We start from the raw sequence: 23,339 nt of genomic DNA, 5'->3' as shown, positions 1-23,339 counted from the left end.
GATCGATCCGCAGCTGGCCAACCGAATATTCCGGCATCACGTTCCCCGTCGCAGAACGCCTGGAAGTTGCTTGGTCTAGGTTCTCACGCATCCTCGCCGCTCCAAGGCTCCTTCCCAGGAAACATTTTTGGTCCGGGCGGGCTGTGTAAATGGGGGAGCGAGTGGAGGGTAAATTCGACCGGCATTGCTTCCACCGTGCCGTCTGTGAATACGTCCCAACCTTGACCTTCACGGTACCGTAAATCAGACCCCTGAAGTCTGCCGTTGTGAGAAAAATCCAGCTCGTGATGATCTTTCAATACACGGATGTCGATGGGAAGGACGAATAGGTCCGTTCCCCCTGTGATTTTCAGGACGTCCACAATCTTGTTGAATAATCCGGGCAATTCGTCCGTCGAGATCTTGCCAGGGATGTAAAAACGCATGTCCGGTCCTCCTCATGTCGGAGCGACCGGCCGAAGCCGGGTGTTCGTAACCTGAGCTCTCGCCAAGGCGCCCCCGCCTTTAGGCGAAGCCCTGGACATACGCGACGGCCACCCGGCCGCATGTATGCGACCGGCCGAGAGCTCTGAGGTTACGACGCCCCACTGCTGGGAGTTACCAGCAATAATTCGAGCATCGCAAATTAGCTTATAGGCCGCAACATCATATTTGTTCGCACGTCCGCCTGCGGCGGTTGCGCTCGACGCAGTGTCAAAGTGCAGTAGCGCTTTGACACTGCGTCGAGCGCTCGAAATTAACCCATACGTTGGTACGGATTGAGACGTACATTTTTTTCAATTCTTCAGTAGGTTACGACCGTAACGAGCAATAGAATTAAGGTAAGGGTTCGAATCCCACCCTGTCCGCCAAGGTGAGGTGGAAGACCAATGGCGAAACAGTCAATGTTTGCCAAACGCGTGCTGATCGTCGTGGCCATATCGTGCTTTGCGGCGTTTAGCGCATGCTCGTCGCCCAGCACTACGTTGCGCTATCGATTAACGGTGGTTGTCGAAACGCCTGAGGGTTTGCGCACAGGTTCCAGCGTCGTCGAAGTGAAGGGCGCGCTCAGCCGCGCCTTTCCTGGTCCGGAGGCAGGCGGTTTTCGTATGAACTCACGGGGCGAGGCCACGCCTGTCGATTTGGGTAGCGGCGATTATCTGTTCGCCATCTTCGGGTGGGTGGACCCACCCACCCGAACCTTCACCATGTTGACGGCCCCCTTCAAAGATCAGATTCCGCCCCGAAATCCCGATCCCAGCGCCGGCGGCGAATCCTTGATGGAGCAATTCGGAGCGCTTGCTGACGTAAGCGGTGTTCGCGAAGTCGAACAGGACGACTATCCGGCCCTCGCCATCTTTGCCGACAGGAACAACCCTTATTCGGTTCGGTTCATGCCCGCGACCGAATTACAGACCGTCCTGCCGGGATATCGCATCGTTCGGATGACGGTGGAAATCACTGATGCGCCGGTTTCAAACCAAATTCATGCAATACTGCCTTGGGTTTACTGCACCGACCTTGATTTTCTGAATCCTGAAATAAAAAGGAGCTGGCTTAAGCCTTTTCCGAAATACCCAATTGAACAGTTCCCAGAATATCAAAAGTCTGGGACTGGTGCCTTCATTCAAAGAATAGCGGGCAAAGACAGGTCAAAGTTGCAGCCGTTCCTGCCAAAACGACCACAGATCCGACCGGCGAGAGAACCCGGCGATCGAGCAACTTAGGGCCTGACCACGTTTGGGGATGGATTTAAACGGCATCTATCGACCGCTTACCCCCGCCCGATCAACCGCTGCGCGATCTGGTCGGCAACCTCGCTCTCCGGCGCGCCGGAACGGTCGCTTTCGTCCCACACTTCGACCAGGCGATCGGGGATGCGGGCGATACGGCTTTCGACTTCGGCGCGGTCGCCCTTGCCGAGATATTCCAGACCGACATTGATGATGCCGCCTGCGTTGATGACGTAATCGGGGGCATAGAGAATGCCGCGCTCATGCAGGCGTTGTCCATCAGCGCGCGTCGCGAGCTGGTTGTTCGCGCCGCCCGCTACAGCCTGGCACTTCAACGCCGCGATCGTGCCTTCGGTCAGCACCGCGCCCAGTGCATTGGGGCTGACGATATCGGCCTCGATACCCAGGATAGCGGTCGGGTCGGCGGTTTCCGCGCCCAGTTCCGCCGCGAATTGCGCGACGCGGTTCTGGTCGACATCGGCGATGGTCAGGCGCGCCCCGTCCTTGGCCAGCAACTTGGCGAGCCCGCCGCCGACGCTGCCGATGCCCTGGATCGCGACATGCACGCCCTTCATGTCGTCGGCACCCAACGCGCGCTTGGCCGCGGCCTTGACCCCCAGATAGATGCCCATTGCGGTGAACGGTCCCGGATCGCCGCCCGCGCTACCCTCACCCACCGGCAGGCCGCTGACATGGCGGGTCTGCGTCGCGACCACCTGCATCCGCGCTTCGGACATGCCGACATCTTCTGCCGTCACATAGCGCCCGCCGAGCGATTCGACCGCGCGACCGAAAGCCTCGAGCTGTGCAGTAGTGATGACGTCGCCCGGATTGGCGGCGAGCACCACGCCTTTGCCGCCGCCCAGCGGCAGGTCGGCCATCGCGTTCTTGAAACTCATGCCGCGCGACAGGCGCAGCGCGTCGGTGATCGCCTGATCGGTATTGGCGTAATGCCAAAAGCGCACGCCACCCGCAGCCGGTCCCAAATTGGTCGAATGCACCGCGATCACCGCCTGCAACCCCGAATCGGGATCGGTGAACAGGTGAATGCCTTCGTGATCGTCGAAGTCGGCAAAGCCCCAATTGGTCAGCACGCGCACATCCTTCACGGTGCCGATGCGGATCGGGTCGCATGTGCAAACGCCTGACGGGATGGCCGGGTGGACGCAGCTAGCCGGTGCCGGGATCGGCGGAAAATGGGGCGACCGACGGGACTTGAACCCGCAACTTCCGGCATCACAAGCCGACGCTCTAACCAATTGAACTACGGTCGCCGTAGAGCCGCGCGATTAGCGTCCGGGGGCGGCTCGGGTCAAGCATATCGGTGGGTTTCGCGGCAAACGCAAGATGCGTTCGCGCGCGCCGTGTCATGGATATGTAACGTGCGTCAGCAAGGGCGCGGATGGAACGAAATGCTGACAGCGGGCATGAAAGAATGATGTCGAAAACGCTCGAAATGAATGCCGCACCGAATCTGGGCTCGGGTTGGCCGATCGAACCGGTGGTCGAACGGCTGGTCGCGCAGCGCGGGGTTCAGCGCGTGCCCTCGCCCAAGCTCGATCTGTTCATCCGCCGCGATTTTCTGGATGACGCAATGTGCGCCGATCTGATCGCGATGATCGATGCGCGGCGGCGACCGTCGACCGTGTCGGATTACAATGGCGATGCCGCGTTTCGCACGAGCGAAACCTGCGACCTCGACAGCGTCGATCCGCTGATTGTGCGATTGGACGCAATGCTGCACGCGTTCATCGGCCTGGACCCCTCACATGGCGAGCCCGTCCAGGGCCAGCGCTACGCCGTCGGGCAGGAGTTCAAGGCGCATACCGATTATTTCGAGCCGTCTGGCGTCGATTTCCATCGCTTCTGCTCGGAATCTGGCAACCGCACCTGGACGGTCATGGTCTATCTGAACACCCCGGATGCGGGGGGCGCGACCCGGTTCAAGGCGATCGATAAGACCGTGCAACCAGAGGCAGGCAAACTGCTCGCCTGGAGCAATTTACGCGCGAACGGCACGCCCAATCCGTCGACGCTGCACCATGGGATGAAAGTCCGCAGCGGGAAGAAATACGTCATCACCAAATGGTTTCGCGAACGCCGGTGGGATCGGCGCAACGGCGCGTGACGGCCACCCACGAAAAAGGGAGCGGCAATGCGCTCCCCTTCCCATTTGATTGAAGTCGATATGTTCGTGGTTACGGGCTGACCGGACTGTCTTCGTCATCATCCACCGCGACGATCGCGGCGATGATCGCTGCGGCACCGACGGCGATCGCGAGGATGCCCGCAGCGCCGCCACCCAAAGCGTTCGATTCCTCGGTTGCCGTCGCTGCACGCGGTTGCGCGATGGAAAGGCCGCTAGCGGGGTTGGCCATTGCTGGCGCAACCGCGAGTGCGGCGGCGGCAATGCTCATGGAAATCTTGGTAAGCATAACGTCTCCTCTACTACCCGCTTACGGGCTTACCGGTTCATCATCGTCGTCGGTGCCGACCACGAGAATGATCGCACCGGCGACGACCGCCAGCGCCCCGATCGCGGCAGCGACACCGCCCCCGGCGAGTTCGGAACCCTCCGTCGTGGCGGACGACGCGCGGACATTTTGAAGCGACAGTGAAGACGCGCTGTTGGCGGCAAGCGCAGGCGTGGTAGCAGTCGCCACCAGCGCGACCGACGCCATAAATGTTTTAAGCATGGAATACTCCTTCAACGACTTCGCCAGAGCGAACGCCAGCGCGATATCAAGGTTCCCGAGACATTCGGTCGAATGCCGGCCGCCTGGGTTGAATCGAGTTCGGGCACACCGCGTCAGCCGCAAAAAAAGGCCTGCCGCCCGACCATGGACGACAGGCCTTTTCATGGTGGGCGCGACAGGGATTGAACCTGTGACCCCACCCGTGTGAAGGGTGTGCTCTACCGCTGAGCTACGCGCCCACGAAACCCGCGTTGCCGCCGGCCGGGACGCGAGCCTCTAGGCAAAGCATCGGGGCTTGTCCAGCCCCGCGCTTTTCAAATCAGTTGACGGCGTCTTTCAGGCCCTTGCCGGCCTTGAACTTGGGCTGGGTCGATGCCTTGATCGTCATCGGTTCGCCGGTACGCGGATTGCGGCCCGTCGATGCCTTGCGTTTCGATACCGAAAAAGTGCCGAACCCGACCAAGCGCACTTCGTCGCCCTTTTTCAGGGCGCCGGTCACCGAATCAAATACCGCCTCGACCGCTTTTTGCGCATCCCCCTTGCTCAGCCCGGCGTGATCCGCAACCTGGCCGATAAGCTCTTGCTTGTTCATATCCCTTAGAACCCCTGTTCTGAATAAGCAGAATTTCGTCTTTACGAGACTCGCGACGCATTAGCGTCGGTGGGGCAGTAAGGCCGGTGATTCGCCCAGAGTCAAATTGTTCGGGCGAATCACCTTTTGAGATACTGCGAAAAAGCGTCGCTAAATCAGTGGCGAACCGCGCCCCCAATGCCTGGAACGATGTGCGGTGGCTGGGCGGCCAGATCGTCGGCCTCGCTCCATTCGATCGCCTCAAGCGGGCCGGTTAGCGCCAAGCGTAGCACTTCGTCCACATGTGCGACCGGAATGATTTCAAGCCCTTCGCGAATGTTGTTCGGAATTTCCGCCAAGTCCTTTTCATTCTCGTTCGGGATCAACACGGTCTTGATCCCGCCGCGCAGAGCCGCCAGCAGCTTCTCCTTCAATCCGCCGATCGGCAACACGCGACCGCGCAGCGTCACCTCGCCGGTCATCGCGATGTCCTTGCGCACCGGCACCCCGGTCAGCGTCGATACGATCGAGGTGACCAGGCCGATGCCCGCCGACGGGCCGTCCTTTGGCACCGCGCCTTCGGGCAGATGGACGTGGATGTCCTTACGATTGAAGATCGACGGCTTGATCCCATAGCTGGGGGAGCGCGCGCGGACGAAGCTGAACGCGGCCTCGACCGATTCCTTCATCACGTCGCCCAGCTTGCCGGTCGTCTTGATCGCGCCCTTGCCGGGAACCGTCACGCTTTCGATGGTCAGCAATTCGCCGCCGACTTCGGTCCAGGCCAGCCCGGTGACGCCACCGATCTGATGCTCCTCCTCTCCAATGCCGAAGCGATATTTGCGCACGCCTGCGAACTCGTGGAGATTTTCAGGCGTGACGGTGACGCTCTCCGTCTTCTTTTCCAGAATCCGGCGCAGCGCCTTGCGCGCCAGCTTCGCGATCTCGCGCTCGAGCGTACGAACCCCGGCTTCACGCGTATAATAGCGGATCAGGTCGCGCAGCGCGCCATGTTCCAGCGTGAACTCGCCGTCCTTCAACCCGTGCGCCTCGACTTGCTTGTCGATCAGATGGCGTTCGGCGATCTCGACCTTTTCGTCTTCGGTATAGCCTTCGAGGCGGATGATCTCCATCCGGTCGAGCAAAGGCTGTGGCAGATTCAGCGTATTCGCGGTGCACACGAACATCACGTCCGAAAGATCGATGTCGATCTCCAGATAATGGTCGTTGAATTTGTTGTTCTGTTCGGGGTCGAGCACTTCGAGCAGCGCCGATGCCGGATCGCCGCGGAAATCCTGGCCGAGCTTGTCGATCTCGTCGAGCAGGAACAGCGGATTGCTCGCTCCCGCCTTTTTCAGGTTGGTGACGATCTTGCCCGGCAGCGAACCGATATAGGTCCGTCGATGCCCGCGAATCTCGGCCTCGTCGCGCACCCCGCCCAACGACTGGCGGATAAACTCGCGCCCGCACGCCTTGGCGATCGACTTGCCCAGCGACGTCTTGCCCACGCCGGGCGGGCCGACCAGGCACAGGATCGGACCTTTCAGCTTGTTGGTGCGCGCCTGAACCGCGAGATATTCGACGATCCGGTCCTTGACCTTTTCCAGCGCATAATGGTCCTCGTCGAGAATTCCCTGCGCGACTTCGAGGTCTTTTTTCAGCTTCGACTTCTTGCCCCAGGGCAGTCCCAACAGCACGTCGAGGTAATTGCGCACGACCGTCGCCTCGGCCGACATCGGTGCCATCGTCTTGAGCTTTTTCAGCTCCGCCGTCGCTTTGGTCCGCGCTTCCTTTGACAATTTCAGCGTTGCGATCTTCTGCGTCAGCTCGGCAACCTCGTCGCCTTCGCCCTCCTCGCCCTCATTGCCGAGTTCGCGCTGGATCGCCTTCAACTGCTCGTTGAGATAATATTCGCGCTGGGTCTTTTCCATCTGGCGCTTCACGCGGCCGCGGATTTTCTTTTCGACCTGCAATACGCCGAGTTCGCCCTCCATGAAGGCAAACACCATTTCCAGACGCTTTTGGGGATCGGTTTCGACCAGCAGCGACTGTTTGTCGGCGACCTTGACCGCGATGTTCGACGCAACCGCATCTGCAAGCCGCGAAGCCTCGTCCAGCTCCGACAATTGCACTGCGGTTTCCGCAGGCAGTTTGCGGTTGAGCTTCGCGTAGTTCTCGAACTGATCGACCACCGAGCGCATCAGCGCCTGTGCTTCGGGGCCTTCGATCGCCTTCTCCTCGACTGCAGACACGGTCGCGGTCAGGTAACCGTCGGCCTCGGTCAACCCTTCGAGCTTTGCGCGTTCTTTGCCGGACACCAGCACGCGCACGGTGCCATCGGGCAATTTCAGCAATTGCAGAACCTCTGCCGTAACGCCGATATCGTACAGGTCGTCGCGCGAAGGATCGTCATTGGCGGGGTCGAGCTGCGCGACCAGGAAAATCTCCTTGTCGTCGGCCATTGCGGCCTCGAGCGCGGCGACCGACTTGTCGCGGCCGACGAACAGCGGCACGATCATGTGCGGAAACACGACGATGTCGCGCAGCGGAAGTACGGGATAGGTAGAACGCATGAATGCTCCGAATACGCCCAATGAGGCTTTGTCAGGCTCTATATGGGGAGTGCGAACAAAGCATCAATCGGTGATGCTGGCGAGTGCGTTTCTGCTCGGCTTGGCGCTTGTTTCGCCTGTCGTTGCACGGACTTTGCAAGGCACGCCGGGAATGCCTGCGATTACCGAACGGACCAAGGCGTCGGGCGGAGCATTGTCGCCCGAACGCGCCGCGCTGAGGATGAAGGTTGCCGAACTCGATCTCGAAATCTTTCCCGAAACCCGGCGGATAAAGGGCGTGGCAACGCTGACGCTCGCCAACAGCACCGCACTCGACCGGCTGCTGATCGACCTCGACCGGAATTTCACCGTCAGCGCAATCTCGATTGACGGCAAACCGCTGGCGAAAGGCGCATGGACGAATCCGGAGGGCGCGCTTGCCATCACGCTCCCAGCACGTGCCGCAGAAGGCGGCACGATCGTCGCGCGGATCACCTATGAAGGCGAACCCCATGTCGCCGTCCGCGCGCCCTGGGACGACGGCTTCGTATGGAGCGAAGTGAACGGCCAGCCCTGGCTCGCGACCACGGGGCAGGGCTATGGCTGCGACCTGTTCTGGCCATGCCTGGACTTTCCGCAAGGCGAGATCGGCAAGATGACGATGCGGATCACAGTGCCCAAGGGCCTGTCCGCGCCTGCCAACGGCAAGCTGCTCGGGGTCGATCGCCTTTCCGACGGACGCACCCGCTGGAACTGGGAATCGGGTAGCATCAACCCCTATCTCGTCGCGCTCAGCGTCGGCCCGTACACAGAGATCAAGTCGGCGTACAAAAGCCGCTTCGGCAACACTTTCCCGATGCATTACTGGCACGTCACGGGGCGCGACCAGCAGGCCGCAGGGCTGTTCGCCGAATTCGCGCCGACCATCGACTTCTTCGAAGCCCTGATCGGCCCCTACCCGTTCCCCAACGAGAAACTGGGCGTGGTCGAGACGCCGTATCTGGGCATGGAGCACCAGACGATCAACGCTTACGGCAACAATTACCGCAAGGACGAAACCGGGTTCGATTGGCTGTTCCACCACGAACTGGCGCACGAATGGTTCGGCAACCAGATGACGGCGGCCGACTGGGACGATTTCTGGCTGCACGAAGGCTACGGCCAGTATATGCAGCCGCTGTACGGCCTCTGGCGCGAGGGCGAGGCGCGCTATGCGACGATGATGGATGCCCAGCGGCAGAACATCCTCAACCGCGCGCCCATCGTGTCGGGCCGCGCCCGCACGTCCAACGACGTCTATGAACTCGATCTCGGCGGGCCGGGGCAGGACATTTATTACAAAGGCGCGTGGGTGCTCCACACGCTGCGAAACACCATCGGCGACGACGCTTTTTTCCAGGTCACCCGACGGATCGTCTATGGCCGTCCCGATCCCAAGCCCGGCAATTTCGAACCGCGCTTTGCCACCACCGACGAGTTCGTTACGCTGGTTCGCGAGGTGACGGGACGCGACTATAGCTGGTTCTTCGACGTTTATCTCCGCCAGGCGGCGCTCCCCGAACTGGTCGAGACGCGCGAGGGCAATCGGCTAACGCTGACCTGGAAGGCACCGGACGGAATCCCCTTCCCGTTACCGGTCGAAGTGCAGGTAGGCGGCAAGGTTCGCCTACTCCCGATGACCGGCGGCACCGCCACGCTGGACATTCCCGCCGGCGCGCACATTGTGGTCGATCCCATGGCCCGCCTCCTCAAACGCTCCGCCGCGATCGAAGCGATGCAGGCGCAGCGTGTGGGGGGTTGAGCAAATTTCCCACCCCACCCGTTCGTGCTGAGCTTGTCGAAGCACTGTCCTTTCTTTGTGCCAAGAGGGACAGCATTTCGACAAGCTCAATGCGAACGGGATTATCGGGGTCAGGGAACGATCGTGATGAACAGATAAGCCGCGAAAATCACCAGATGCACCACCCCCTGCAACACCGTCGTCCGCCCTGTCCCCAACGACAGGATCGACACGATGAACGACAGGATCAGGAGCGTCAGTTCCTTCGGCCCTATGCCTAACGACAAGGGCAGGTCGAGGAAGATCGACACCATCGCCACGGTGGGAATGGTCAGGCCGATCGTGGCCAGCGCCGACCCCATTGCCAGGTTCAGGCTGGTCTGAAGCCGATTGCGCCGCGCGGCCTTGACCGCAGCCAGGCTTTCGGGCGCGAGCACCAGTCCGGCGATGAACACGCCGACGATCGTCAACGGCAGACCGGCGGCAATGACCGCCCGTTCCAGCGTCGGGGCCAGGTCCTTGGCCAGCAACACGACGCTGACCAGTGCCACCACCAACAGTCCGAACGCGATCCAGCTTTGTTGATCGGTCGGCGGTTCGGCATGGACGTCTGCGGGCAGTGCGCCCTGTCCTTCGGGAAGGAAATAATCACGGTGCCGAACCGTCTGGATCACGACGAACGTGCCGTAGAGAATCAGCGAGGTGACCGCGACGAAGATCAGTTGCGACGTCGCATAGAACGGCCCGGCGACGCTGGACGTATAGTTGGGCAGCACCAGGCTGAGCACTGCCATCGCCGACAGCACGCACAATGCCGCACTCACGCCGCGCAGCATGAAGCGCTGCTCGTGATGCCGCACCCCGCCGACCAACAGACAAATGCCGACGATTCCGTTCAGAATGATCATGATCGCCGCGAACACCGTATCGCGCGCCAGCGTCGACGCATCACCCGATTCGGACAGCATCAGCGAGACGATCAGCGACACCTCGATCACGGTCACCGCGACTGCCAGCACCAATGTCCCGAACGGTTCGCCGACCTTGTGCGCCACCACTTCGGCATGGTGGACCGCGGCGATGACGCTGCCGATCAGGATGACGATCGCCGCGCCGATCCCGACGGTGCCCAGCTTGGCCAGCCCCAGCGCGACTGCAGCAATGCCGAGCAAAGGAAACACCAGCGACCAATAGGGAAGCGTCGACTTTTCGAGGATCGCGCGTTTCGTACCCGGCGGCACCGTCGTTTTGATGTCGGTGGTCATTCAATCCCCTGTCGTGTGGCGGATCACCCCACCGGACGATCGCTTCCGCCTCTATCTAGGGCGTGACGCCTGATTGGAACCCCGCAGCGAAAATCATTTCGCGCGCAGCATCGACCAGAAGACCGGACCGTCCGGCACGCGCCAGCGCTCGATCACTTCAAACCCCAGCGACCGGTAGAAGCCGAGATTGGCCTCGTTCGCCGTCTCAAGATAGGTGGGTGCGTCGGTCGCTCGCATCAGGCCTGCCTGCACCGCAGCACTGCCCAGCCTCCTGCCCTGCGCGGCCACGGCACATCCGGCGATGTGCAGATACCAGAAGGGCGAGGTCGGAAAATGCGCCTTGATCGCCTCAACCAGCAGTCTGGCACGGGGCAAACCAGGTCCGAAAATCCAGAGCGCGCGCACTTTGTCCCACCAGCCAAAATGGCGGTCGTTTGTCGCTGTGCCCGGCGGCCGCCACAAGGTCACCGCAGCGACATCGGGCGTTACCAGCCGAAGGTTGGCGGCATCGCTGTCGTACAGCATCGCGAACAGCCGGGGTAGCCGCCGCGCGCGGTCGCGATCGTCGGGGAACATGAAGCGCATTGCCGGATCGTCACGGAATGCATCTGCCAGAGACGCGATCGCCCGGCGGCGATCCGCGGGACCAGCCACGCGGATGCCCCCGTCGGGCCTTGGATCAGGCCGCGTCGCCGCCGCTGGCCTTTTCCTTCTTGGCATAGACGCGGACCGGTTCCTTGCGGCCCTCGATCACGTCCTTGTCGATCATCACTTCGTCGACGCCGTCCATGCCGGGCAGGTCGAACATCGTGTCGAGCAAAATGCCCTCCAGGATCGACCGCAGCCCGCGCGCGCCGGTCTTTCGGTCGATCGCCTTGCGCGCGACCGCGACCATCGCATCGTCGGTGAAGCCCAGCTTCACATTCTCCATGTCGAACAGCTTCTGATACTGTTTCACGAGCGCGTTCTTGGGCTCGGTCAAAATCTTGACCAGCGCGTCGATGTCGAGATCCTCGAGCGTCGCGATCACCGGCAGACGACCGACGAATTCGGGGATCAGACCGAACTTGAGCAAATCCTCAGGCTCGGTCTGGCGCAGCACTTCGCCAGTGCGGCGCTCTTCGGGTGCAGCGACATAGGCCCCAAAGCCGATCGACTTGCCCTGCAACCGATCGCCGATGATCTTCTCAAGACCCGAAAACGCACCGCCACAGATAAACAGAATGTTGGTCGTATCGACCTGCAGGAATTCCTGCTGCGGATGCTTGCGTCCGCCCTGCGGTGGCACGCTGGCCGTCGTGCCTTCCATCAGCTTCAGCAGCGCCTGCTGAACACCCTCGCCCGACACGTCGCGGGTGATCGATGGATTCTCGGCCTTGCGCGAAATCTTGTCGATCTCGTCGATATAGACGATCCCGCGCTGCGCCCGCTCGACGTTGTAATCCGACGCCTGAAGCAGTTTGAGGATGATGTTCTCGACATCCTCGCCGACATAGCCCGCCTCGGTCAGCGTCGTCGCATCGGCCATCGTGAACGGCACGTCGAGGATGCGCGCCAGCGTCTGCGCCAGCAACGTCTTGCCGCAACCGGTCGGGCCAACCAGCAGAATGTTCGATTTCGACAACTCGACATCGGCGCCCTTGGCACCGTGGTTGAGGCGTTTGTAATGGTTGTGGACCGCGACAGACAGCACCCGCTTGGCGCGGAACTGGCCGATTACATAATCGTCGAGCACGTCGCAGATTTCCTGCGGCGTGGGCACGCCACCATCCTTTTTGGAAACCAGGGCTGACTTGGTTTCCTCACGGATGATGTCGTTGCACAACTCGACGCATTCGTCGCAGATGAAGACGGTGGGTCCGGCAATCAGCTTGCGGACTTCGTGCTGCGACTTGCCGCAGAACGAGCAATAGAGCGTGCTCTTCGAGTCGCCGCCGCTCAATTTCGTCATTAAAACCTTCCTTGGCGCCCAGATGGGCGCGCTAATCCACCCGCCATCCTACACGCGGGTCAAAAACGGGCAATCCATATTTCGGATGCATGACACCCGTTGGACTGCCGAAATGGCTCAGGCCGTCGGCGCGCTTTCCTCGACACCGGGGTTCGACGGACGTTTTTCATACACCTCATCGACGATGCCGAAGTCCTTGGCTTCTTCAGCCTCGAGGAACGTGTCGCGATCCATCGCCTTTTCGATGACCTCGATCGGCTTGCCGGTATATTTGGCGTACAACTCGTTCATCCGCTTGCGGATACGCAGGATTTCCTTGGCCTGGATTTCGATGTCCGACGCCATGCCCTGCGCGCCGCCCGAAGGCTGATGCACCATGATACGAGCATTGGTCAGCGCCACGCGCATCCCCGGCTCACCGGCTGCCAGCAGGAAACTGCCCATCGATGCGGCCTGGCCCATGCAGACCGTTCCAACGCGCGGGCGGATATATTGCATGGTGTCATGGATCGCCATGCCCGCGGTGACGACGCCGCCCGGCGAGTTGATGTACATCCAGATGTCCTTTTTCGGATTTTCCGATTCAAGGAACAGCAACTGCGCGGTGATCAGCGAAGCCATGCCATCCTCGACTCCGCCAGTCACGAACACGATGCGTTCGCGCAGCAGGCGAGAAAAGATGTCGAAGCTCCGCTCCCCCCGGCTCGACTGTTCGATGACGATGGGGACGAGTGCGCTCATTGGGTCGTGCATGGGATTCCCGCTCTATGGGTCGATGTGTGTTGGAGCCCTACATCGGCGCTCGGCTGTAAGCGCGCAAGGGGGGATCAGGGTGAATGCGCCCCTACCGCGGGAAAGGACAGATAGGCGAGCCGTCGCACCTCGCGCCGCCCGCGCACCACCGTGTCGAGGATGAGCCCGGCGAACAGGTTCAGGAAGGCGAGGATCATCAGTCCCGTCGCCAGGATCGCAGTCGGGAAACGGGGCACCAGCCCGGTTTCGGCATAGGTCACGCCCAGCGGGATGGCGAGGATCACCGAAAGCAGCGCGAAGGCCGCGGCGATGATGCCGAAGAACAGCATCGGTTTTTCGATCCGGTAGAGGGTGACGATCGTCCGCCCGATGCGGAACCCGTCGCCATAGGTCGACAGCTTGGACTCCGACCCTTCACCCCGCGCGAAATAGCGGGTTTCGAGTTCACCGACCGGCATTTTGAGTTCGAGTGCGTGGACACTCATCTCGGTTTCGATCTCGAACCCTTCGGACAGCACCGGGAAACTCTTCACGAAGCGGCGCGAAAAGACGCGATAGCCCGAGAAGATGTCGGTGAAACTCCGCCCGAACAGCTTGGCGAGGATGCCGGTCATCATCCGGTTGCCCAGCACATGCCCGCGGCGATAGGCCTCAGCCGCTTCGTGGACCCGCGTCCCCACCACCATGTCGAGCCCGTCATCGACCAACCGCGCGACCATCGCAGGTGCGCTTTCCGGGTCGTAGGTCGCATCGCCATCGGCCATGACGTAGATGTCGGCATCGATATCGGCGAACATCCGGCGCACAACATTGCCCTTGCCCTGCATACGTTCGGCACGGACGATCGCCCCCGCCCCGCGCGCCACCTCTACGGTGCGGTCGGCGCTGTTGTTGTCGAACACGTAAATGACGGCGTCGGGGAGCGCGGCACGGAACCCCGCCACGGTCTGCGCGATGGCAGCCTCTTCGTTGTAGCAAGGCAGCAGGACGGCGATTTTGGGGCTCATGGTGCCAGCCTTAAGCGGGAATGATTGACGATTCGAGCCTCTTGCTGACCGTTCAGCGCCCCTCGATGCCCAGCAACTCGATCTTGAACAGCAAGGTCGCGCCGCCGGGAATCGGTCCCTTGCCACGCGGACCGTAAGCGATGGTGGAGGGCGCAGCGATCTCGATCGTGTCGCCGACGCCCATGTTGGGCACCGCGATCTGCCACGCCTTGATCAGCGCGCCGAGCGGGAAGGTAGCGGGTTCGCCCCGTGCCCAACTGCTATCGAACTCGGTGCCGTCGGTGAGCGTGCCCGCGTAATGAAGCGTGACCGTGTCGGCAACCGTCGGATGCGCGCCGGTCCCGTCGCCCTTCACTCGCCGCCAGCGCAGCCCTTCGGGCGTCGATCGCCAGCCATCCTTGCCCTGAAGCTGGGCGAGCGCCAGCATCTGGCCATTATGCCAGGCGGCATCCTGGCTGGGTTCGGACTGCTGTACGGTCGCCAGCGCGACGCCGGTGCCGCACATCGCGACCATCGCAAACATCCAGCCAAGGCTGCCGGTCGGTTTTTTAGGTTTGCGCATCATCACCCCCAAACGAAAAAGGCCCCGTCCGCATGTGCGGAGCGAGGCCTTGATCTCAACTCAATCGACGTCAGGCCTTCTTGGCCGCAGCCTTCTTGGCAGGCGCTTTTTTGGCCGGAGCCTTTTCAGCGTCGTCCGACTTCGCAGCAGCCACCTTCTTGGCCGGAGCCTTCTTCGCCGCAGGCTTTTCGGCGTCGGCCGGAGCCGCTTCCTTCTTCGCCGCAGGCTTCTTGGTAGCCGGCTTCTTCGGCGCTTCCTCGGCCTCGGTCACCGCTTCTGCCTTGTCGTCTGCTTTCTTGGCAGCAGCCTTCTTGGCTGGCGCTTTCTTCGCAGGCTTTTCGCCGTGATCGTGACCGCAGTCGGGACCATGAACGTGACCGTCTTCGCTTTCGATCGCGGCTTCGAGTTCCTCACGCGTCACTTCGCGGTCGGTGATCTCGGCCTTGTCGAACAGGAAGTCGACGACCTTGTCCTCATAGAGCGGCGCACGGAGCTGGGCTGCCGCCATCGGCTCCTGCTGGACGTACTGCATGAACCGCTCGCGCTGTTCCTGCGGGTATTGCTGGGCGGCCTGCATGATCAGGCGGCTCATTTCCTGCTGCGAAACCTCGACGCCGTTCGCCTGACCGATTTCGGACAGCAAAAGCCCCAGGCGGACGCGGCGCACGGCGATCGCGTGATACTCGTCGCGCTCCGATTCCAGTTCCTTTTTCGCCGCTTCGGAGTCCTCCTCGCGGGTCGCTTCCTGTTCGAGCTGCGCCCAGATCTGCTGGAATTCGGCTTCGACCATCGACGGCGGTACGTCGAAATCATGGTCGGCGGCGAGCTGATCGAGCAGCTTGCGCTTCATGTGCGTGCGCGTCAGACCGTTGAGTTCCTGCTCGACCTGACCCTTGATAAGCCCGGTGAGCTGCTCGAGGCTCTCGAGGCCAAGATTCTTCGCGAACTCGTCGTCGATCTTGGATTCGCCTGCGATCTTGACCGATTTGATGACCAGATCGAAGGTCGCTTCCTTGCCCGACAGCGTATCGACGCCGTAATCGGCCGGGAACGTCACCTTGATCTGCTTTTCCTGACCAGCCTTCACGCCGACCAGCTGGTCCTCGAATCCGGGGATCAGGCGACCCGTGCCGATTTCGACGGCCATGTCCTCACCGGTGCCGCCATCGAAGGCGACGCCATCGACCTTGCCGACGAAGTCCATCGTCACCTGGTCGCCGGTCTGCGCCTTGCGCGTCTTCGGCGCGTCGGTGAACGATTTCTGCTGGCTGGCAAGCTGTTCGAGCTGCGCGGTCACCACTGCGTCATCGGCTGGCACCGTCAGGCGCTCCAGCTTCAGGCCGTCGATCGTCGGCGCTGGCACGTCGGGCAGCACTTCAAGCGCAACCTTTACTTCGGCATCCTTGCCGGGCGCATAGCCTTCGTCGAGTTCGACCGAAGGCTGGATCGCGGGGCGCAATTTCTTTTCCGCAATCAGCTTTTGCACGCCGTCCTGAATCGACGAATTGAGCGCGTCCTGCGCCAGCGCTTCGCCGTGCATCTTGCGTACCAGATTGGCGGGCACCTTGCCGGGGCGGAAGCCGGGCATCCGCACCTGCGGCGCCACGCGCTTAACCTCGGCATCGACCTTGGAATCGATATCCTTGGCCGTGATGGTCAACGTGTAGGCGCGCTTGAGGCCCTCGTTCAACGTCTCGACAGTCTGCATCCTCGAAACTTTCACCTAAATCATCTGGAATTTCACGGGTGACCCCGCACACAGCCGTTACCGGGACTGGTGCGGGCGAAGGGACTCGAACCCCCACATCTTTCGATACTGGTACCTAAAACCAGCGCGTCTACCAATTCCGCCACGCCCGCATCGGGTCACCGCAGGTCGGCGGCGTCTATAGCAGGCGGGTGGGCACTGGCAAGCGGTCCATGACGCAACGCCTTTGCGAACCGTTCGTTGTGGGGGAAACCAAGGAGATTATGCGATGCCCGTCGAGCCCCCGATCCCTCAGAAAGAGCCCCCCGTCCCCCAGCCGGGCCAGCCCACCGCGCCACCCGACGAGACCCCGCCGATGCCCGGCCCGAGCCCCGATCCGACGCCAATGCCGACCGAATTGCCGCCTCCGGGTCCGGATATTGACGTCCCCTCCCCCGGTGGCCCGAGCATCGCGCCCGGCCAACCCATCGCATGACTGTCAAAGGAGCACTATCATGACCGACCGCAACCGCGATCCCCATCCCGACAGCATGCCGTCCGACAATCACGACGTTCGCGTGGACGTGACCCAAGGCACTACGGGGACCAATAACGACATGGAAAATGTCGGTGGCGGCACCGGCGGTGCGACCGCCGGCGACGAAACGCCTCTGGAGCCGACGGGCGTGCCGGACGGCGTTGCCGGGACGGGCGGCGTCACGAAGAATCAGGACGATACCGCGCAGTAAAGCAACCTCACCTCGCATCGTCATGCCAGCGCAGGCTGGCATATCAGGCCGTATCCATGCGGCACGATTGCCCAGCCTCCGCTGGGGCGACGATGAGGGGGTTAGACCGGTGGCAAAGGCTCCTGCCACCCACCGCCCAGCGCCAGGAAAACTGTGACGAGGTTGTTCGACCGTTGTTGCTCCGATTGCGCGATCGTCGCCTCGATCTGGGCCTGAGTGCGCTCCGCCTCAAGCACGACCTGAAAATTCTCGCGCCCCGCCTCGTATCGCAACCGCGCGATGCGCGCCGCCTCACCGGCTTCGACCGCCGCACGCCGCAGCGCCGCAAGACGGTCGAGTTCGCCTGCATATCGCGCCAGCGCACTCTCGGTTTCCTGGAGCGCCGTCAGCCACGTTCCGTCGAAGGTTGCCAGCGCGGCATCTGCGCCCGCTTCGGCCTGACGCACGCGGCTGCGTGCGACCGCCATGTTGGGGAAGCTCCACGAAATGAGCGGCCCGAGCGAAAAGCGGAACGAATCGCTCGACCCGATCCCCCCGATCGAAGTCGCGGTAGATCCGACCGATCCGCCGATGCTGATGCTGGGATAAAGGTCCGCCGTAGCAACATTCACCCGAGCGCTCGATGCCGCCAGTTGGCGTTCGGCCCGGCGAATATCCGGCCGGCGGGCCAGCAAAGATGCCCCTTCACCCACCGGGATAGCCTGATCCAGTTCGGGCGGCGATTGACACGCCAGCGCGGCTTGCGGTGCCTCCGACGGCGGACGCCCGGTGAGGACAGCCAAACGGTAAAGCGCCGCCGACCGCTCGGCCTCCAGGCTGGGCAGGGCGGCGCGGGTCTGTTCGAGCAAGGCACCCGCTTGCCCCGTCTCCAGCCGGGTCGCACGGCCGCCTTCAAACAAGCGTCGGGTCAGATCGAAGGTGCGCTCCTGAATCCGCAGCGTGTTCTGCGCGACCACCAGTTGGCGATTGAATGAGCAGACATCGGCATAGGCGCGGGTGGTTTCCGCCGCGATGGTGATGCGCGTCAGGTCGAATGCGGCCTGCACCGCATCGGCATCGGCGTCCGCCGCGCGGATCGCGCTGCCGACGCGCCCGAACAGATCGATCTGATAGCCGACGTCCAGTCCGACATCGTAATTCTCGCCCTCAACCGGACCGAAGCCGCCGGTCGTCGCGCCCGGCTGCCGTGCATAGCCTGCACTCGCACCGATATTGGTAGTCGGCAACCGCCCTGCCCGCGCTTCCTGCAACACCGCGCGTGCCTGGCGCAGATTGGCGGCGGCCACGCGCAGGTCGGTATTCGCTGCCAACGCCTGTTCGACCAGCGCGTCGAGCGTCGGGTCACCGAACAGGCTCCACCACTCGCCTGGCGGCTGATCGCCGGTGAACGCGGGCGACTTGCCCTGTTCGAGAAACGCATTCTGCGCAGGCGCCGCCGTCTCCGGCGACATGTAGGTCGGGCCGACCGCACAGGCGGACAGAGCTAATGCGCTGGTGGCGAGCATCAGGGGGCGGATCATCGCGAAGTCTCCGGCGTCGGACCCGTCAGGGGTGCTCCGCCATTTCCATTACCATTGCCGTTACCGTCATCGTCGGGCTCGTTGATCGACGCATGCGCCGTCCCGCCATAGCTGGTGGGATAGGCCGCTTCCTTCTGACGCCGCCACGGCACCATCTCTCCGAGCTTGCGGCTGACCACGTAGAAAACGGGCGTGAAGATCAGACCGAAGAAAGTGACCCCCAGCATCCCGAACACAACCGCCGTACCCAGCGCCTGACGCATTTCCGCGCCCGGCCCGCTCGCGATCGCCAGCGGCAGCACGCCAAAGATGAAGGCGAAACTGGTCATCAGGATCGGGCGCAGCCGCGACCGTGCCGCATGAACCGCGGCGTCGATCGGGTTCATCCCCATCTCTTCCTCGGCCTGTTTGGCGAATTCGACGATCAGGATCGCGTTCTTCGCCGCCAGCGCGATCAGGACGACCAGCCCCACCTGAGTGAGGATGTTATTGTCCATCCCCCTCAGATTCACCCCGAGCAGGGCCGCCAGGATACACATCGGCACGATCATGATGACCGCCATCGGCAGCGGGATCGATTCATATTGCGCGGCCAGCACCAGGAAAACGAACACGACTGCCAACAGGAAGATCAGCACAGCGCTGCTTCCCGCCGCCTTTTCCTGATACGCCAGACCGGTCCACTCATAGCTGAACCCCGGTGGCAGCGTTTCGGTCGCCATATTCTCCATCGCGGTCAATGCTGCGCCTGACGAGACGCCCGGTGCCGCCGCGCCCTGCAATTCGACTGCGGGGAACAAGTTGTATCGCACGACACGCGTCGGACCGCTGTCGTTGCGGAACGTCGCGACCGACGACAACGGCACCATTTCGCCCGAGGTCGAACGCACCTGAAGCCGCCCGACATCCTCCAGCGAATTGCGCGCGGTCGGCTCCGCCTGCGCCGTCACGCGGAACGTGCGGCCCAAAAAGTTGAAGTCGTTGACGTAGGTCGACGCCAGATAGGTTCCTAGCGTCGCATAGACCTGGTTGGGCTGGACCCCCAGCAACTGCGCCTTGTCGCGATCGACATCGGCGAAGATGCGCGGGGAACCGGTGTTGAACAGCGAGAAGACCTGGGTCGCCTCCGGCACGTTCTGCGCTGCGCCCATCATCGCGCCGGTGACCTGTTCCAGCTCGCGGTAACTGCCGCCTTCGGTCGCCTGGATCATCATCGTGAAGCCGTTGCCGGTGCCGAGACCCGGCACCGCCGGCGGTGCGATCACGAATGCGTTCGCCTCTGGCAATGCCATCGCCATCGCGCCCGACAATTGTCCGGACAATGCGGTCGCGCTCAGTTCGCTACCCCGCTCGCCCCAATCGGTCAGGCGAATGAACATCGTGCCTGCGTTGGACGCGGTCGAGAAGCTCGACCCGTCGAGGCCCGCAAAGGTGGTGACGCTAGCGACGCCGTCCAGCCCGCTCACGACCTGCTGCGCGCGCGCCAGCACTTCGCTGGTACGGTCGAGCGATGCGCCCGGCGGCAACTGGACCACGCCGATCAGCACGCCCTGATCCTGATCGGGGATGAAGCCGGTGGGCGTATCGGTCAGCCGCCATCCGGTGAACGCCAGCAGCACGGCATAGATGATCAGCATCATGCCGGTCTTGCGCACCAGCGTCGCGGTGGTGCGGCCATATTTGTCGGAGAGTTTCTCGAACCCGGTATTGAACTTGTCCGCCGCCTTGCGCCCGAAGCGCGAGATCGGGTTCTTGGCTTCCTCGTGATGCTCCTTGTGCGGCTTGAGCAGCAGTGCAGCCAATGCTGGCGACAGCGTCAACGATGTGAGCAGGGAGAACACCGTCGCCGCCGCGATCGTCACCGCGAACTGCTGATAGAAAATGCCCGGAATACCTGGCACGAACGCGGTCGGTACGAACACCGCGACCAGCACCAGCCCGATCGCGATCAGCGCGCCCGACACTTCCTTCATCGTGCGATGCGCAGCCTCGAGCGGGGTCAGCCCCTCTCGGATATGCTTCTCGACCGCCTCGACCACCACGATCGCGTCGTCGACCACGATGCCCACCGCGAGCACCAGCGCGAACAGCGACAGCGAGTTGATCGAATAGCCCAGCATGAGCTGCACCGCGAAGGTGCCGACCAGCGATACGGGGATCGCGATGATCGGGATGATCGCCGCGCGCCAGGTTTGCAGGAACACCATGATGACCAGCACGACCAGCACGATCGCCTCGACCAGCGTGGTCTGCACCGCCGACACCGATGCCTGAACATATTCGGTCGGGTTAAACGGAATCGAATATTCCATGCCCGGCGGGAAGTCCGCCGATGCCGCCTCGATTTCCTCGAGCACCAGATTGGCGGCATTCAGCGCGTTCGCGCCGGGCTGCTGGATGACGGCCAAGCCGACACCCTCGCGGCCGTCGAATACGCCGCGTACCCCGTAGTCCTGACTGCCCAGCTCGACGCGTGCCACGTCCTTGACGCGGGTTACCGCGCCGGTTTTGGTGTCGGTCTTGATGACGACGTCGGCGAATTCTTCGGGCGTGGTCAGCCGACCGCGCACTTCGATGGGCAATTCGAACGCCGGATTGCCGGTGCCGTAAGGGGGGGCGCCAACCGACCCGCCGGCGACCTGGACGTTCTGGGTCTGGAGCGCGGTGACGATCTCGGTCGCAGTCAGATTGCGGGCGGCTGCGCGATCGGGGTCGATCCACACGCGCATCGAATAATTGCCGCCGCCAAAGATCTGAACGCCGCCCACGCCCTCGAGCCGAAGCATCCGGTCGCGCAGCGTCGAATTGGCATAATTGCCGACATAATCGAGGTCGACCGCGGGATCGGTGGAGGTCAGCGCCAGGATCATCAGGAAGCCCGATTCCTGCTTGTTGACCTGAATCCCGACCTGACGGACCTGTTCGGGCAAGCGTGGTTCGGCGAGCGCGACGCGGTTCTGGACTAGCACCTGCGCGGCGTCGAGATCGGTGCCCGGCTGGAAGGTAACGGTGATCCCCGCCGCCCCCTGGGTCGAGGAGGATTGCAGATACAGCATCCCCTCCACCCCGTTGATTTCCTGCTCCAGCGGGGCGGCGACCGTCTCTGCAATCGTCTCCGACGACGCGCCGGGATAGGCGGCGTTGATCGTGATCGTCGGCGGCGCGATTTCTGGATATTGGGCGAGCGGCAATTGCGGATAGGCGAACGCGCCGATCAGCGTGATGAAGATCGCGATGACCGCCGAGAAAATCGGACGGTCGATGAAGAAGCGGCTGATGTTCACTGGACGGACTCCGCCTTACTTCTTGGCTTCGGGGGCGGCACCGGCAGGCGCTGCGCCCTGCGGTTGGCCCTGCCCCTGCGGCGTCACGACCTGACCATTCGGGCCGATCCGCCCGGGCTGTGCCTGAACCGGCGAGCCGGGCTGAGCCCGCTGGACGCCGTTGACGACGATCCGGTCCTGCTGGCGAAGCCCAGAGCGCACGACGCGCAGGCCGTCGACGACCGCGCCGAGTTCCACCGGACGCGCCTGAACCACATTCTTGGCATCGACGACATAGACGACGCGGCGCGCGCCATCGGTGACGATCGCAGTGTCGGGCACCAGGATCGCGGGTGCGGGCTCCGACGCGGCAAGCTGCAACTGACCGAACAGGCCGGGTCGCAACAGATTGTCCGAATTGGCGACGACCGCGCGCACGCTGATCGTGCCCGATCCGGTGCTCAGGGCATTATCGACGAAATCGATACGGCCGGTATAGGCATAGTCTTCGCTCCCCTGGAGCTTGATCCGCACGGGCGAGCCGAGCAGCGTGTCGCCGCGGCGCTCGTAACCGAGCAGGCTCGCTTCCGACCCTTCGAAGGTGAAGTGCAGCGGGCTGACCGACACGATGGTCGTCAAAATCGTCTGATCGGCGGTCACCGAGTTGCCCGGATCGACCATGCGCTGCGAGACGCGGCCCGAAATCGGCGCGGTTACGCGGGTAAAGCCGACATTGAGCTGGGCGGCGCGGATCGACGCATTGGCAGCTGCGATATCGGCTTCGCCAGCGCGGACGGCGGCGGTACGCGATTCGACTTCTTCCTGGCTCGCGGCCTGCGCTGCTGCCAGCGTGCGCGAGCGGGCGAGTTCGGTGCGGGCGTTGGTCAGCGTCGCCTGCGCCCGCGCCAGTTGCGCGCGTGCCTGGTCGAGTGCGGCCTGGCTGGGACGCGCATCGATGGTGAACAGCAATTGTCCCTGACGCACGAACTGACCATCGGTGAAATGCGCGCGCTGAAGGAAACCGGATGCGCGTGGGCGCACTTCGACCCGTTCGATCGCTTCGAAACGACCGACATAATCGTCCCATTCGGTGACTTCGCGGACCAGCGGGTTGGCGACGGTCACGGGGAGCTGAGGCATCCCGCCGGGGCCGCCCGCTGCCGATTCGTCCTCAGCCCCCGAACAGGCCGCAATCATCAACAGAGCCGCCAGCGTCAGTCCGTTACGGACGCCTACCTTCGCAAATGCCATCAGTTTTTCCGCGCTTTCGA

At 62.7% G+C, this 23,339-nt stretch carries 21 protein-coding genes and 3 tRNA genes; 5 read left to right on the top strand and 19 right to left on the bottom strand.

Annotated features, from left to right (window positions below):
- Window positions 1–83: 83 nt before the first annotated feature.
- Complete coding sequence (locus ENHY17A_RS11770) at window positions 84–425, bottom strand: hypothetical protein (RefSeq protein WP_159712936.1); 342 nt, start codon at window positions 423–425, stop codon at window positions 84–86.
- A 444-nt stretch (window positions 426–869) separates the two neighbouring features.
- Between ENHY17A_RS11770 and ENHY17A_RS11765 the strand changes: the two genes are divergently transcribed.
- Entirely contained in the window at window positions 870–1,706 is an 837-nt protein-coding gene (locus tag ENHY17A_RS11765) for a hypothetical protein (RefSeq protein ID WP_236547910.1), read from the top strand.
- A gap of 47 nt (window positions 1,707–1,753) precedes the next feature.
- Here ENHY17A_RS11765 and ENHY17A_RS11760 read toward each other — a convergent pair whose 3' ends face one another.
- Together ENHY17A_RS11760 and ENHY17A_RS11755 are read right to left on the bottom strand one after the other, a co-directional pair.
- On the bottom strand, window positions 1,754–2,806 hold the full coding sequence (locus ENHY17A_RS11760; protein WP_159712932.1) for a Leu/Phe/Val dehydrogenase: 1,053 nt from the start codon (window positions 2,804–2,806) through the stop codon (window positions 1,754–1,756).
- A 103-nt stretch (window positions 2,807–2,909) separates the two neighbouring features.
- A tRNA-His gene (locus ENHY17A_RS11755) sits at window positions 2,910–2,986 on the bottom strand.
- Between the two features lie 161 nt (window positions 2,987–3,147).
- Between ENHY17A_RS11755 and ENHY17A_RS11750 the strand changes: the two genes are divergently transcribed.
- On the top strand, window positions 3,148–3,840 hold the full coding sequence (locus ENHY17A_RS11750) for a prolyl hydroxylase family protein (protein WP_236547909.1): 693 nt from the start codon (window positions 3,148–3,150) through the stop codon (window positions 3,838–3,840).
- 70 nt (window positions 3,841–3,910) lie between these two features.
- On the opposite strand, the gene ENHY17A_RS11745 is transcribed toward ENHY17A_RS11750, so the two are convergent.
- The 5 genes from ENHY17A_RS11745 to lon all read right to left on the bottom strand — a co-directional run bounded on the left by ENHY17A_RS11745 (window position 3,911) and on the right by lon (window position 7,552).
- Window positions 3,911–4,147 carry a hypothetical protein gene (locus ENHY17A_RS11745; RefSeq protein ID WP_201296392.1) on the bottom strand — a complete coding sequence of 79 codons (237 nt, stop codon included), beginning with the start codon at window positions 4,145–4,147 and terminating at the stop codon, window positions 3,911–3,913.
- A gap of 21 nt (window positions 4,148–4,168) precedes the next feature.
- Entirely contained in the window at window positions 4,169–4,408 is a 240-nt protein-coding gene (locus tag ENHY17A_RS11740) for a hypothetical protein (RefSeq protein WP_159712930.1), read from the bottom strand.
- A gap of 164 nt (window positions 4,409–4,572) precedes the next feature.
- Window positions 4,573–4,647, bottom strand: a tRNA-Val gene (locus ENHY17A_RS11735).
- 80 nt (window positions 4,648–4,727) lie between these two features.
- Window positions 4,728–5,000, bottom strand: a complete 273-nt coding sequence (locus ENHY17A_RS11730) for an HU family DNA-binding protein (RefSeq protein ID WP_159712928.1) — start codon at window positions 4,998–5,000, stop codon at window positions 4,728–4,730.
- 155 nt (window positions 5,001–5,155) lie between these two features.
- On the bottom strand, window positions 5,156–7,552 hold the full coding sequence (gene lon / locus ENHY17A_RS11725) for an endopeptidase La (RefSeq protein WP_159712926.1): 2,397 nt from the start codon (window positions 7,550–7,552) through the stop codon (window positions 5,156–5,158).
- Window positions 7,553–7,625: 73 nt separating this feature from the next.
- Here lon and ENHY17A_RS11720 point away from each other — a divergent pair, with 73 nt between their 5' ends.
- Window positions 7,626–9,332 carry a M1 family metallopeptidase gene (locus ENHY17A_RS11720; RefSeq protein WP_159714543.1) on the top strand — a complete coding sequence of 569 codons (1,707 nt, stop codon included), beginning with the start codon at window positions 7,626–7,628 and terminating at the stop codon, window positions 9,330–9,332.
- Window positions 9,333–9,442: 110 nt separating this feature from the next.
- Here ENHY17A_RS11720 and ENHY17A_RS11715 read toward each other — a convergent pair whose 3' ends face one another.
- The 8 genes from ENHY17A_RS11715 to ENHY17A_RS11680 form a co-directional block, all read right to left on the bottom strand.
- Window positions 9,443–10,576 (bottom strand): calcium:proton antiporter, encoded by a 1,134-nt coding sequence (locus ENHY17A_RS11715; RefSeq protein WP_159712924.1) that lies wholly within the window; start codon window positions 10,574–10,576, stop codon window positions 9,443–9,445.
- Window positions 10,577–10,669: 93 nt separating this feature from the next.
- Window positions 10,670–11,230, bottom strand: coding sequence for a GNAT family N-acetyltransferase (locus ENHY17A_RS11710; protein WP_236547907.1), 561 nt, complete (start codon window positions 11,228–11,230; stop codon window positions 10,670–10,672).
- Window positions 11,231–11,255: 25 nt separating this feature from the next.
- Window positions 11,256–12,527, bottom strand: a complete 1,272-nt coding sequence (clpX, locus tag ENHY17A_RS11705; RefSeq protein ID WP_159712920.1) for an ATP-dependent Clp protease ATP-binding subunit ClpX — start codon at window positions 12,525–12,527, stop codon at window positions 11,256–11,258.
- Window positions 12,528–12,644: 117 nt separating this feature from the next.
- Window positions 12,645–13,280 carry an ATP-dependent Clp protease proteolytic subunit gene (locus ENHY17A_RS11700; protein ID WP_159712918.1) on the bottom strand — a complete coding sequence of 212 codons (636 nt, stop codon included), beginning with the start codon at window positions 13,278–13,280 and terminating at the stop codon, window positions 12,645–12,647.
- Between the two features lie 74 nt (window positions 13,281–13,354).
- Window positions 13,355–14,287 (bottom strand): glycosyltransferase family 2 protein, encoded by a 933-nt coding sequence (locus tag ENHY17A_RS11695; RefSeq protein WP_159712916.1) that lies wholly within the window; start codon window positions 14,285–14,287, stop codon window positions 13,355–13,357.
- A 52-nt stretch (window positions 14,288–14,339) separates the two neighbouring features.
- Window positions 14,340–14,852, bottom strand: a complete 513-nt coding sequence (locus ENHY17A_RS11690) for an FKBP-type peptidyl-prolyl cis-trans isomerase (protein ID WP_328799140.1) — start codon at window positions 14,850–14,852, stop codon at window positions 14,340–14,342.
- Window positions 14,853–14,919: 67 nt separating this feature from the next.
- Entirely contained in the window at window positions 14,920–16,557 is a 1,638-nt protein-coding gene (tig, locus tag ENHY17A_RS11685; RefSeq protein WP_159712914.1) for a trigger factor, read from the bottom strand.
- 67 nt (window positions 16,558–16,624) lie between these two features.
- Window positions 16,625–16,709 (bottom strand) — tRNA-Leu (locus ENHY17A_RS11680).
- 116 nt (window positions 16,710–16,825) lie between these two features.
- Here ENHY17A_RS11680 and ENHY17A_RS11675 point away from each other — a divergent pair.
- Entirely contained in the window at window positions 16,826–17,032 is a 207-nt protein-coding gene (locus ENHY17A_RS11675; RefSeq protein ID WP_159712912.1) for a hypothetical protein, read from the top strand.
- Between the two features lie 19 nt (window positions 17,033–17,051).
- Window positions 17,052–17,285 carry a hypothetical protein gene (locus tag ENHY17A_RS11670; RefSeq protein WP_159712910.1) on the top strand — a complete coding sequence of 78 codons (234 nt, stop codon included), beginning with the start codon at window positions 17,052–17,054 and terminating at the stop codon, window positions 17,283–17,285.
- 101 nt (window positions 17,286–17,386) lie between these two features.
- On the opposite strand, the gene ENHY17A_RS11665 is transcribed toward ENHY17A_RS11670, so the two are convergent.
- From ENHY17A_RS11665 to ENHY17A_RS11655, 3 genes are read right to left on the bottom strand one after another with little or no spacing between them, the layout of a single operon-like run.
- The gene (locus ENHY17A_RS11665; protein ID WP_159712908.1) at window positions 17,387–18,805 is read right to left on the bottom strand and encodes an efflux transporter outer membrane subunit; all 1,419 of its coding nucleotides are present in this window, start codon (window positions 18,803–18,805) and stop codon (window positions 17,387–17,389) included.
- Window positions 18,802–22,089 (bottom strand): efflux RND transporter permease subunit, encoded by a 3,288-nt coding sequence (locus tag ENHY17A_RS11660; RefSeq protein WP_159712906.1) that lies wholly within the window; start codon window positions 22,087–22,089, stop codon window positions 18,802–18,804. The genes ENHY17A_RS11665 and ENHY17A_RS11660 overlap by 4 nt, the downstream gene beginning before the upstream one ends.
- 15 nt (window positions 22,090–22,104) lie before the next feature.
- The gene (locus ENHY17A_RS11655) at window positions 22,105–23,319 is read right to left on the bottom strand and encodes an efflux RND transporter periplasmic adaptor subunit (RefSeq protein ID WP_159712904.1); all 1,215 of its coding nucleotides are present in this window, start codon (window positions 23,317–23,319) and stop codon (window positions 22,105–22,107) included.
- Between the last annotated feature and the right edge of the window lie 20 nt (window positions 23,320–23,339).

It is taken from the genome of Sphingomonas sp. AX6 (assembly GCF_902506605.1).
Lineage (GTDB): Bacteria > Pseudomonadota > Alphaproteobacteria > Sphingomonadales > Sphingomonadaceae > Sphingomonas.
The sequence above is the reverse complement of the archived record's forward strand: the minus strand, read 5'-3'. Positions and strand labels throughout refer to the sequence as shown.